Source organism: Streptomyces diversicolor (genome assembly GCF_057537855.1).
Genome location: NZ_BAAJXA010000089.1, coordinates 1 through 11,539, shown reverse-complemented (window position 1 = coordinate 11,539; position 11,539 = coordinate 1). Strand labels below are relative to the sequence as shown.

General features: G+C 71.5%; 7 protein-coding genes and 1 pseudogene. 4 read left to right on the top strand and 4 right to left on the bottom strand.

Features of this window, described 5'->3' with window-relative positions; translation table 11 throughout:
- Positions 1-471 (top strand): annotated as a pseudogene (locus tag AC27LF_RS44895) (helix-turn-helix domain-containing protein); the annotation flags it as partial.
- Positions 468-875, top strand: a complete 408-nt coding sequence (locus AC27LF_RS44890; RefSeq protein WP_487231305.1) for a hypothetical protein — start codon at positions 468-470, stop codon at positions 873-875. The pseudogene AC27LF_RS44895 and the gene AC27LF_RS44890, both read left to right, overlap by 4 nt.
- Positions 876-1,528: 653 nt before the next feature.
- Here the strand turns inward: AC27LF_RS44890 and AC27LF_RS44885 are convergent.
- From AC27LF_RS44885 to AC27LF_RS44875, 3 genes are all read right to left on the bottom strand, one after another.
- Positions 1,529-2,464, bottom strand: coding sequence for a transcriptional regulator (locus AC27LF_RS44885; protein WP_479665062.1), 936 nt, complete (start codon positions 2,462-2,464; stop codon positions 1,529-1,531).
- A gap of 473 nt (positions 2,465-2,937) precedes the next feature.
- Positions 2,938-3,624: a response regulator gene (locus AC27LF_RS44880; RefSeq protein ID WP_479665061.1), complete on the bottom strand. Its 687-nt coding sequence runs from the start codon at positions 3,622-3,624 to the stop codon at positions 2,938-2,940.
- The gene (locus tag AC27LF_RS44875) at positions 3,621-4,916 is read right to left on the bottom strand and encodes a sensor histidine kinase (protein WP_479665060.1); all 1,296 of its coding nucleotides are present in this window, start codon (positions 4,914-4,916) and stop codon (positions 3,621-3,623) included. Before AC27LF_RS44875 ends, AC27LF_RS44880 begins: the two co-directional genes overlap by 4 nt.
- A 220-nt stretch (positions 4,917-5,136) precedes the next feature.
- Between AC27LF_RS44875 and AC27LF_RS44870 the strand changes: the two genes are divergently transcribed.
- A complete protein-coding gene (locus AC27LF_RS44870; RefSeq protein ID WP_479665059.1) occupies positions 5,137-5,829 on the top strand; it encodes an ABC transporter ATP-binding protein in 693 nt (230 codons plus the stop codon).
- Positions 5,826-8,252, top strand: coding sequence for an ABC transporter permease (locus AC27LF_RS44865; RefSeq protein WP_479665058.1), 2,427 nt, complete (start codon positions 5,826-5,828; stop codon positions 8,250-8,252). The genes AC27LF_RS44870 and AC27LF_RS44865 overlap by 4 nt, the downstream gene beginning before the upstream one ends.
- 176 nt (positions 8,253-8,428) lie before the next feature.
- On the opposite strand, the gene AC27LF_RS44860 is transcribed toward AC27LF_RS44865, so the two are convergent.
- Positions 8,429-11,539, bottom strand: a 3,111-nt coding sequence (locus tag AC27LF_RS44860) for a non-ribosomal peptide synthetase (RefSeq protein WP_479665057.1), incomplete at its 5' end; no start/stop codon positions are given.

Below are 11,539 nucleotides of genomic sequence, written 5' to 3'. Positions count from 1 at the left end.
GAACACGCCCAACTGCCGTCGGCTGCGACCGATCTCATTCTGCTCGGCGACCTCACCGGCCGCTACGCCACCGGCAGTTACAGCCAGCTCGCCTCCGACGGCCGGACCGTGTTGCCACGCGCGGACTGCCAGGGGGCGGCCGAGCACGGGCACCGGATCACCGCGGCCATCGCCTGCCACGTGGCCCGCGCCGGCGGCACCATCGACCAGCTCACGCAGCTCCTGCTGCACCCCGAGCACGAAGGCGGACGGCACGCCCGCAACATCGCCCTCCGGTCCGGTCAGACGCGCGCCCTGGACTACATCCGCCGGGTGTGGGCCAGCGCCTCGGAAGCGGTCAGCACCACCCAGGCGCTGGGCTCCCGGCACGACGCGTACGAGGTCCTTGCCGCGCTGCGGGACCGTATAGAGACCACACCGTGGTGCGGGGAGCGGGGCGGACCGCGCTGCGGGTGCTGCGAGCGCACTTGAACTTCGCCGAGATCGCGGGCGGCCCCCTGCACCACGCCAGCGAGCGGCAGACCGCCGAGGAAGCGGGTATCTCCCGCACGACGTTGCGGGCCGTCTACGAGACGGTCCTCAAGCCGCAGGGCTGGCTGCGCCGGCTGCGGGTCGGCCACGGCCGGGAGGGCTCCACCTGGTACCTCGACTACGGCAGCGCCCCAGCCACGGCTCCCCCGCTTCGCTGTCTCGTTTCCGGACCATCGGGACAGTCCGGGGACTCCACAAATCTCAGTGCAGCTCGGACCGCCTCCGCCGAACGCGACGCCGAGCAGGTCATCGGCACGGTGTTCGACGAGGCCGAGCGCCGCGACCCGGACCGGGAGCGAGAATGGGTGAGCTGGTCGACGGCGCCCGCCACCAGCTGGACCTGATCCATGATCAGTGCGACGCGCGCGGGCTGGAGGTACGCCTGCTGATCGACTTCGTTCACGTGCTGGAGCGCCTGGGGCGCGGCCTGGTGTTTCTTCGCCAGGACCGTCCCCGCCGCCGAGAGCTGGGTCGGCGAGAAGGTCCTGGAGATCCTCCAGGGCCGGGCCGAGCAAGTCGCCGACGCCCTCGAAGCGCGCGCGGACGCGGCGGAACTGGACGGCCAGCGGCGCTTGGGGGTGGACAAGGCGGTCGGCTACCTGCGCGCGAAGCTCCCCTACCTCGGCTATGACATCGCGCCGGCGGAGGACTGGCCAATCTCGACAGGCGTGATCGAGGGGGCCTGCCGGCACCTGGCGAAGGACCGGATGGACATCACCGGTGCCCGCTGGGGCCTGGCCGGGGCCGAGGCCGTTCTCAGGCTCCGCACGGTGATCAGCAACGGCGACTTCGAGGAGTACTGGGAGTATCACGCTCAGCGCAAGCACCTGCGGTTCACGCCATCCGCTACCGCGACAGCCTCGCACTCACGGCGTGATCACCGTCCCTCACGCAGAGCCGCACCCAAACCAGAACGGGCGCCTGAACAAGGCCGAAGCCCGTCAGACGCCCCTGCGCACACACGCCCGGACCCGGAACGGGCCCGGGCGACGTCCCGTTATCCGCCCACGGTCCGCCGGCTCGACGCCTGCAACTGCGCATCGAGGTTCTGGGCGAACTGCGACCAGGTCTCGGCGTACCGGCGGGCCAGGTTCATCACCAGGGCACCGCAGTGCGGCGGGACCGCCGCGGTGAGCTCGGTCCACTGCTGCATGCCGACGGCGTTCTGGTGCAGCAGGCGCAGCAGGTTCCGCCCCTCCTCCTTGTGGCGCAGGGAGGGGTCTCGCAACAGCTTCTCCAGCACGCCCTGGGGGTCGCTTTCGCCCCTGTCGTCCGCGCGCCCGGCGGGCAGTGAGCACACCACGTCGGCGGGCTGGGCCGCCTTGTCCTGGCGGGCCTTCTGTCCGCATCCGACGACCGGATCCTGCCCGGCGCGCAACCGCCTTCGGACATCGCTCACGGTCGCCGGCGAGAGACCCGCCAGACGCGCGATCTCCCGCAGTGAGGCGTCCGGGCGCTCGCCGATCAGCTCCGCAGCGCGCTTGCGCCCCTCGTCGCTGCTGAGCGGACGGACCTTGCCGTCCCTGCCCACTCGCGCGTGCAGGTGCAGCACGTCGTCGTACTGCTGGCGGATGGCGGCCACGGTCTTGGCCCCGAGCCCGGAGGCGCGCGCGACCGCCCGGTCCGACAGGTGCGGGTGGGATCTGACGATCTTCGCCGCCGCGGCCCGCCGGTCGGCCTGCGAGAGCGGCAGGCCGTGGGTCACGTTCGCCTGCACGGCGCGCAGGAACGCCTCGTCGGCGCTGCCCTCGAAGAACTCCACGCTGATGGTCCGCTGCCCCCTGACGAAGGCGGCCATCAGGCGGTGCATGCCGTCGATGACGTGCAGCGTGCGGCGGTCGACGAGTATGGGCGGCAGAGGCCCTTCCACCTCCGCCAGGCGGGCCACGTGCTCCGCGTCCGGCCCGCGCGAGCGCAGGGAGGTGCCCGGCATGAGTGAAGTGATGGGAATATCCTGCACCGCCGGCGGGCTCACCTGCGGAGGCCCGGAGGACGTCGTCGGGCCGGTGTCGCGGGCGACGACTCCGGTGGCGGCCGCTCCGGTTAAGTCCGCGGCCGAGGAATAGTGAGAGACGCCGATCATCTGATTCATTCTGTCCACCCCGTTGACTGACAGCTCACGAATCTGACTTGCCTGCGACCGGTCGGCTAAGCACGACCGGAACGGACCGGTTCACAGCCCGGTCCGGAGCCCGGGCACACCCCACTGGCGGAATCTGGAATTCCGTGCATCTCCTCCCGTTCTGAGATGTCGCCCGCGCCTTCACCACCAATGCTCACGCGTCGCTCTGGTCATTGTCGAGCCCTCGGATAGAGGAACGCGACATTCACATGATCCGCCATGAGCCTTTCATCTCAACGCTCATGACAGCTCGTCAGTTCCCGTAGGGCGCTCACGTCACAGCGCTAGTTGCCACCGCCCGGGGCGATCAGACCCGTCTCGTAGGCGAAGACGACGGCCTGGACACGATCGCGCAGGTCCAGCTTCGACAGGATGCGGCCGACATGGCTCTTGACGGTGGTGGGGCTCAGGAACAACCGGTCGGCCAACTCGGCGTTGCTGAGCCCCGTGGCCAGCAGGCGGAGCACCTCCAGTTCACGCGGCGTCAGACCGGACAGGTCGCGGTGCGGTGCGACGGTCTGGGGTTCGTCGGGCACGGCGAAGCGTTCGATCAGCCGACGGGTGATCGTGGGCGCGAGGAGGGCGTCACCGGACTGCACCATGCGTAGGGCGGACACCAGGCGTTCGGGGGTGACGTCCTTGAGCAGGAAGCCGCTGGCGCCGGCCGTGAGCGCGGCGTAGACGTACTGGTCGAGGTCGTACGTGGTGAGGATGATGACCCGGGTCTCCGGGGGACCGTCGCCGCCGAGGATGCGCCGGGTGGCCTCGATGCCGTCCATCACCGGCATCCGGATGTCCATGAGGACGACGTCGGGCCGCGTGCGGCGCACCGCTGCGACGGCCTCGGCCCCGTCGGCGGCCTCGGCCGCCACCTCGATGCCGTCCGCGGCCAGGATCATCTTGAAACCGGTGCGCACGAGGGCCTGGTCGTCCGCGATGACGGCGCGCAGCGGCGGCCGTTCCCCGCTCATGCCGCGCTCCGCGGGATGCGGGCGGCGACCCGGTAGCCGCCGTCCGGTGTCGGACCGGCCGTCAGTTCGCCGTCGTACACGGCCAGTCGCTCGCGCAGCCCCATGTGGCCGCGGCCATTGCTCTCCACCGGCGGGGCGTCCTTCATACCTCCGGTGTCCGTGATCTCGATCTCCAGGCAGTCGTCGGTGTATCCGATGGCGACGGACGCCTCCGCGCCGCGTGCGTGCTTGATCGTGTTGGTGAGTGCCTCCTGCACGACCCGGTACGCCGCCAGGTCCACCCCCGGGGGCAGCGGTTCCGACGGCAGCGACACGCCGACGCTCACGGGCGTGCCGGCGGCCCGCACCCGGGCGACCAGCGCGTCGAGCTGAGCCAGCCCCGGCTGCGGCTCCAGGCCGTCGGGTCTCTCGTGGTCCGGAGCCGCCAACAGGCCCATCACGTGGCGCAATTCGGCCATGGCGGCCCTGCCGCCCGCCTCGACGGCCAACAACGCCTCCTTGGACTGCTCGGGGACCACGTCCATCACTTTGCGGGCCGCGCCCGCCTGGATCACCATCACGCTGACATTGTGGGTCACGACGTCGTGTAGTTCCGCGGCAATGCGCGCACGCTCCTCCGCGACAGCCTGGCGCATGGCCTCCTCCTGGGCCTTCTGCAGCTCGGTGACCCGGTCCCGGCTGGTCGCCAGCCGCAGTTGGAGGAACCGTACGAGGCTGGCCAGCATCCCGGCCACCAGCAGCACGAATCCCGGGCTGGACCAGCCCGGGAGCAGAGGATCCGCGTTGCGGAAGGCGTAACCGGACAGCGCGGCAGCCAGCACCAGGACGGCGATCGCCAGTATCCGGTAACGGCTGTACACGATGGCGCTGTAGGCGCCGACGACACAGGCCAGGACGGTGATCCAGGAGGCGGAGCCGCCGATGGCCAGTGCCGCGACCAGCACCGTCACGAACGTGGCCAGCGGGTACAGGCGCCGCAGTCCGAGCGGCAGCGTCGACAGGATGACCATGGCCCAGGGGACGGGCGGAGCATCTTCCTCCGCGGGCGCCTGGTCGGGGCCGGGCAAGGGCGGCGCGGGCACGCCGGTTCCGATGTCGATCTTGGGAGGGGGAGCCTCCACCGGCCCGTTGCCGGGGTACCGCACCGCCACGAACAGAGCGACGGCGGTCAGCACGACCGCCAGCACCACGTCCACGCGCACCGCCCGCTTCGACTGCGGGGCGGACTTTGCCTCGGGGCGCAGCGCGTCGATGAGCTGGTGAAGCCGGCGGCGCCGGTCTTGCGTCTCCATCCGTCCATTGTGTGGCGCCCGCCGCCCATCCGCGTCCACCTGTCTGATCAGGGCATTGTCTTCGAGGCCTACTCCTCAGGTAGGACTCCCAGGGCGAATCATCCGCTGGGAGGGGCCGATGTTGGTTCCGCGGCCGACGCGCCGCGGGGGCGGCAGCCTCTAGGTTCACAGGGTCGGCAACGGCATGTGTCTCTCGCGAACGTAAGGACGGACAACCCGCATGAATCAAGTGATCGAGCTGGAAGGTGTGACGAAGCGCTACGACACCGCCGGTGCGCCGGCGCTCGGACCGCTCACGCTCAGCGTCGCCAAGGGCGAGGCCCTTGCCGTGACGGGCCCTTCCGGCAGCGGCAAGTCCACGCTGCTGAACCTCATCGCCGGCCTGGACAAGCCGACCGAGGGCTCCGTGCTCGTCGCGGGGCGGCGGATCGACCAGTTGAGCGAGCACGCCCTCGCCAAGTTCCGTCGCGAGCACATCGGCATCGCCTTCCAGTTCTTCAACCTCCTCGACGACCTCACCGTCACCGACAACATCCAGCTCCCGGCCCAGCTGACCGGGACGAGCCGGCGCGCTGCCGCGGCCCGCGCGGGGGAGCTCATGGAGATGCTGGGCATCCAGAAGCACGCACGCGCCTATCCGGGCCGGCTGTCCGGTGGTGAGCGCCAACGCGTCGGTGTCGCCCGGGCGTTGATCAACCGTCCCGAGTTGCTGCTGGCCGACGAGCCCACGGGTGCGCTGGACTCCGCCTCGGGCGCTGAGGTCCGCAAGCTGCTGATCGATCTGCACCGCGGTGGCCAGACCATCGTGCTGGTGACGCACGACCTGGCACTGGCGGAGGCGTGCGCCAGCCGCACGATCCACCTGGTGGACGGTCACCTCGCCCTCGACACGTATGCGCAGGCCGTCCGATGAGCCTCTTCGGTAACGGCGCGCTGGGCCGGGTCGTGCGCTCCGGGGTCGGCCGACGGCGAGTGCAGACCCTGGTGATCGCCGTGGCCACGATGATGGCCGTGGCCTCGGCCGTGGTGGCCGGGGCCCTGATGGTCGCCGCGGCCGCTCCCTTTGACGACGCGTTCAAGAAGCAGCAGGGCGCGCACATCACCGCGCAGTTCGATCCGGCCAAGGCGAGTGCGGCGCAGCTGGAGCGCACCAAGAAGCTGGCCGGCGTCACGGCGAGCGCGGGGCCGTACGCGTCCACGGCGTTCCGCCCGGTGGACCGGTCGGGCTTCCGGATGCCGACGCTGACGGTGGTCGGGCGGTCCGGCGCGGACGCCGACGTCGACCGCGTGGAGCTGAAGTCCGGCCGGTGGGCGCAGAAGCCCGGCGAGATCGTGGTCGACGCGTCCTTCCAAGGCCCCTCCGTCGACATCGGCTCCGTCCTCAAGACGTCGGACACCCCGAGCGCCCCGACCCTGTCGGTCGTCGGGTTCGCCGTGTCGGTCGGCAAGTCCGCCGACGCGTGGGCGACCTCGGAGCAGGTCGAAGCGCTGGCGGCGCTGGGCAGCCCCCTCACGACCCAGATGCTCTACCGCTTCGACTCCGCGAGCACGAATCAGCAGATTCTCGCCGACCGAGCGAAGCTCGCCTCCGCCGTGGACTCCGGAGCCCTGCTGGGCACGCAGTCCTGGCTGGACACCAAGCGCGCCGCGGATCAGGGCGCGGCGGCGACCGTCCCGTTCGTGATGGCCTTCGGCGTGCTCGGCATCGTCATGTCGGTGATCATCGTCAGCAGTGTGATCAGCGGTGCGGTCGGCACGAGTCTGCGCAGGATCGGCATCCTCAAAGCCATCGGTTTCACGCCTCGCGAGGTCGTCCGCGCGTATGTGGCGCAGGCGCTGATCCCGGCCACGGTCGGCATCGCCCTGGGTATCGTGCTGGGCAACCTGCTGGCGGTGCCGCTGCTGGCGGACACGGAGTCGGTGTACGGCAACGTCTCGCTGTCGGTGGCCTGGTGGGTGGACGTCGCGGTACCGGCCGCCGCGCTGCTCGTGGTCGGACTCGCGGCCTTGATCCCCGCGCGGCGCGCCGGACGGCTGAACACGGTCGAGGCCATCGCGGTCGGCCGGGCACCGCGCCCGGGCCGCGGGCAATGGGCGCACCGGGCCATGGGACGGCTGCCGCTGCCCCGGCCGGTGACGTACGGGCTCGCCACTGCCTTCACACATCCGGTGCGTGCCCTCGCGATGCTGCTCGCGGTGGCGTTCGGCACGGTCGCGGCGACGTTCGCGGTGGGACTGACCTCGTCCCTGAATGAGGTCGGCAAGTCGCAGGATCCCGAGAGCCGTGCCGCGGTCACGGTCACGACGGTCAGGATGAACAACATCGCTCCCCCGCCGCCCCCGCCTCCCGTGGGGGGCGACGCCGCGGCGAGCCCGTCTCCGGTGGCCCCCAGCCCGGCGGCCGGCTCGTCCAAGCCCAAGGTGGCCGACCCGGCGAAGGTGCGGGCCGCCGTCAAGTCCGAGGCGGGGCTGGAGTCGTACTACGGCAAGCTCCAGACGGAGGTCGCCGTGGCCGGGGTCTCCGGCGCGGTGGAGGCCAGCCTCTACGAGGGCGACTCGCGCTCCGGCAGCTACGAGATGCTCTCGGGGCACTGGATCACCGGGAAGGGCCAGGTCGTCGTGCCCACGCGCTTCCTGGAGCGGACCAGCACCAAGGTCGGCGACACGGTGCGGATGACGTTCGAGAAGGAGAGCGCCGATCTGCGGATCGTGGGTGAGTCCTTCGACACCTCCGGCAATGAGCTGGAGGTCCACGCGGACATGGCCAACTTCCCGTCGGCGCAGCCCGAGACGTTTCTCGTCGACGTGAAGTCCGGTGTCTCGGCGGACGAGTTCGCCCGGAGGCTCGCGACGGTGGTGCAGCCGATGGGCGGTGACGCCACGACCGTCGTGGAGTCGGAGCAGAGCGGCGTCATCCTCATCATGGACGCGATGGCGGTGCTGCTGACCCTCATGCTGATCGCCGTGGCCGGTCTCGGCGTGCTCAACTCCGTCGTCCTGGACACCCGCGAACGCGTCCACGACCTGGGCGTGTGCAAGGCGATCGGCATGTCGCCGCGGCAGACGGTGAGCCTCGTGCTCGCCTCGGTGTCCGCGATCGGCGTGGTCGGCGGGCTGCTGGGCGTGCCAGCGGGGTACCTGCTGCACGGCGTGGTCATGCCGGTGATGGGGCGCGCCGTGGGCACCGGAATGCCGTCGCCGGTCCTCGATGTGTACGGGCCGGTCGAGCTGCTCCTGCTGGGGCTGGGCGGCGTCGTGCTGGCGATGCTGGGCGCGATGATTCCGGCCGGGTGGGCGGCCAGGGCCCGTACGGCCACGGCCCTGCGCACCGAGTGACGCCGGACGCGACACGGACAGCATGATGAGGACAGCCCGGCCCCGAAAGGGCCGGGCTGTCCTCATGCGTACGTGCTCTGAGCCGTGCGCAGCGTCGCTCAGGTGCGCCGCCGGAGGGGCCGGGCCCTGCGCTCAACGGCGGGGGCCGGGCCGTCACCGAGTGGCCCTGCGACGGCTCACACGCCGTCGGGCCTGCGCATGCGCCGCAGCACCGGCCTGGCCTTCGGCCGCCGGTCGCCCTGGTCGGCGAGCCAGCCCGCGAGTGCGGCCGGCGTGGGCGAGGTGAAGACGGTACGGATCGGCAGCTCCGCGCCCAGCACCGTACGCACCCGGCTGACCAGGCGTGTGGCCAGCAGCGAATGACCGCCGAGGGCGAAGAAGTCGTCGTCCACACCGACCGTCGGCAGGCCCAGCACCCGTGCGAACGCCTCGCAGAGGATCCGTTCCTGTTCCGTGGCCGGTTCCCGGCCGGCCCCCGCCGACGCGGCGACATCCGGCTCCGGCAGCGCCGCGCGGTCCAGCTTGCCGTTGACCGTCAGCGGAAGCGCGTCGAGGACCACGACCGCCGACGGCACCATGTACTGCGGCAGAGCCTGCGCGACGTGATCGCGCACCGCCCGGCCGAGCGCGATGTCGTCGGCGTCCGACCGGTCGGCCGCGGGCACGACGTAGGCCACCAGACGCCCCTCGCCCGAGGCATCCGCGCGTACGGTCACCGCGGCGCGGGCCAGCGCGGGGTGCCCGGTCAGTACGGACGCGATCTCCTCAGGCTCCACCCGGAAGCCACGGATCTTCACCTGCGCGTCGGCCCGCCCGGCGAAGACCAGCCGGCCGTCGGCGGTCCACCGCACCCGGTCACCCGTCCGGTACATCCGCTCGCCGGGTCCGGTGTACGGGGACGCCACGAACCGCTCGGCCGTCAGGTCGGGCCGCCCCACGTACCCGCGGGCCAGGTTGGAACCCGCGACGTACAGTTCGCCCGCCACCCCGACCGGCACAGGGGCGAGCCGGTCGTCGAGGACGAACGCCCGCACACCGCTGATCGGGCCGCCGATGTCCGGGTCGTCGCCCACCGCCAGCGGCCGGGACATCGTCGCGCACACCGTCGTCTCCGTCGGCCCGTACGCGTTGACGAGCCGCCGCCCCGGCGCCCAGCGCCCCACCAGTTCCCTGCCCAGCGCCTCACCGGCCGAGACCAGGGTCGTCACCGGTGCCAGGTCCTCGGGTGTCATCTCGGCCAGGACCGCCGGCGGCAGGGTCACGTGCGTCACCGCGTGCTGGGACAGGACACGCGCCAGCCCGGGCCCGGGCAATAGCTCGTCCGCCCCGGCCACGACGAGGCAGGCGCCGCAGGACAATGCCACGACCACGTCCGACACCGCCGCGTCGAAGCTCATCGACGCGAACTGCAGCAGACGGCTCGATCCGTCCACGGCGAACCGGTCCGTCTGCGCGGCCGCCAGGTTCGCCAGTCCGGCATGGGACACGGCCACGCCCTTGGGCCGCCCCGTCGAACCGGATGTATAGATCACGTAGGCCATCCGGTCGGGCGTTCCGGTCACCCGGGGAGCGGTCACCGGAGCCGTCTCCAGGGCGGCCGCCACCTCTAGATCGTCCAGGTTCAGCGCCCGAGGCCCGGGTGCGGACAAGCGCCCCGTCAGGTCGCTCCGCCCGACGACGACGCCTACCCCGCTGTCCGAGAGCATGAACGCCAGCCGCTCCCCCGGGTACTCCGGATCCAGCGGCAGATACGCAGCCCCTGCCTTCCACACGCCGAGGATCGCCGCGATCGCCTCCACGCCCCGCGGCAGGCACAGGCCCACCACGGACTCCGGCCCCACCCCGTGATCCCTCAGGAGGTGCGCCAGGCGGTTGGCCCGCGTGTCGAGTTCCGCATACGACACCTCGGTCGTACCGGCCACGACCGCCACCGCGTCGGGCGTCCTGGCGGCCTGTGCCTCGAATAGCTCCGGCGCCGTCACCGCTTCGACCGGCCCGTCGGTGTCGTTCCATTCCGTCAGCACCCGGCGCAGTTCGTGCGCGGGCACCGCCTCGACGGCCACGAAGCGTGTGTCGGGGGCCTCTTCCAGCGCGGTCACCAGGTTGCCGACGGTGGTGTGCAGCATGGAGCACACGGCGTCGGCGTCCACGGAGGCCACCGCGTCGACGGTGAGGGCGAACCCCGAACCGAGGTCGTCCACCGCCACGGCGACCGGGTAGTTGGTGCGTTCCCGGGTGAGCAGCAGGCTCACACCGTCCGGCATGGTGCCGCTGCCCCGCTCCGCTGCCCGGGCGGCGGCCTGATGGTGCCGGTAGTTGAAGATCGAGGTGAACAGCGGACTGCCGCCCGGGACACCGCCGGCCCGCTGCGCCACCGCCAGCGGGGCGTGCTCGTGCACCAGCAACTCGGCCAGCTGGTCGCGCAGTCCGAGCAGTACGTCGCTCACCTTCGACGATCCCACGCGTACCCGCACGGGCAGGGTGTTGATGAAGGGCCCCTGGACGCGGTCGGCTCCGGCCCCGGCGTTCATCCGGCCGAAGAGCACGGTGCCGAACACCACGTCGTCCCGGCCGCTGACCGTTGCGAGGACCCGGGCCCACGCCAGGTGGAACACCGTGGCCGGGCTGACACCGAGCGACCTCGCCGTCTCGCGTACCCGACCCGCCAGTTCCTCGTCGACGGACCACCGCGCGCGGTCCGCGTCGGTGCCGTCGCCGTGGACGTCCAGCAGCCCGTACGGCGCCGTGGTCTCCTCGACGTCCCCGAGCAGGTCGCCGAAGTACCGCTCGTGCTCCTCCCTCGGCACACCCAGCCGGGCCTGCGCCACGAAGTCCCGGAACGGCAGCGCCTCGGGAAGCGTGTCACCCCGGTCCGACAAGAAGGCGCCCAGCTCTCTCAGCAGGGCTTCCTGACTCGTGTGGTCCCGGACGGTCTGGTGGATCCGGATGAGGCACACCCATCGGTCACCGCCCGGCCGGGCGGCGGTGTGCGCACGGATCAGCGGAGCGCTGCTCAGGTCCATCCGGCCCCCGGCGTGCGCCAGCAACTGCCGTACGGTGTCGCCGCCTTCGGGGTCGGCCACGAACTCCTCGACGGGCAGCTCCACTTCACGCAGCACCACCTGGACCGGCTCGCGCAGTTCCCGCCACAGGATCGCGGTCCGGTAGATGTCGTGTCGGTCGACCACCCGCTGCAACGCCCCGAGGAACGCGTCCAGCCGCTCCCGCGACTCCAACTCAAGCACGATCGGCAGCACATAGACGTCGCCGCCCTCCTGATCAGCGAC